We start from the raw sequence: 588 nt of genomic DNA, 5'->3' as shown, positions 1-588 counted from the left end.
GCATCCACCACATGCACTTAATTACTTGACTATACAACCCCAAACAGTCGCTAATCCCTACAAGGAGGATCAACAATGTGGATTCAACCACTTCTATTTGTTGCCTGTGAATTTAATCACTATACAGCTTCAATTTAATTCATATACCAAAACGCTTGATTCAGTTTTATCGCTAGTTCTCATTTCATTCAATATTAACAATTGCTTGCTAACATCAACTAAAACGAGTTAAACAATTATTTCAACTCAAATATATTCTGTTAATGATTCACTACCGCCTCGTCAGCGAGTAGTTAACTGTGATAAATCACAGAACTTAATAAGCTATCGGCTTACTAAGTTCTGTAATCACTTAGTTTGTAATTAGTGGTGGAGACTAACGGAGTCGAACCGTTGACCTCCTGCGTGCAAAGCAGGCGCTCTACCAACTAAGCTAAGTCCCCAGCTTAAGATCTTAATATATCTGCTCTTCTGTGTTCAGTAGACTTGGTGGGTCTGACAAGACTTGAACTTGTGACCCCACGCTTATCAAGCGTGTGCTCTAACCAACTGAGCTACAGACCCTCAGATACATCAATGAAGAACAAC

General features: G+C 39.3%; 2 tRNA genes. Both read right to left on the bottom strand.

Annotated elements, in window-relative coordinates:
- Positions 1 to 367 precede the first annotated feature (367 nt).
- Positions 368 to 443, bottom strand: a tRNA-Ala gene (locus WFN33_RS20230).
- Positions 444 to 487: 44 nt separating this feature from the next.
- A tRNA-Ile gene (locus tag WFN33_RS20225) sits at positions 488 to 564 on the bottom strand.
- Positions 565 to 588: the final 24 nt, after the last annotated feature.

This window comes from Acinetobacter sp. AS167, from assembly GCF_037152175.1.
Taxonomy (GTDB): domain Bacteria; phylum Pseudomonadota; class Gammaproteobacteria; order Pseudomonadales; family Moraxellaceae; genus Acinetobacter.
This window is presented reverse-complemented; position numbering and strand designations above follow the sequence as displayed.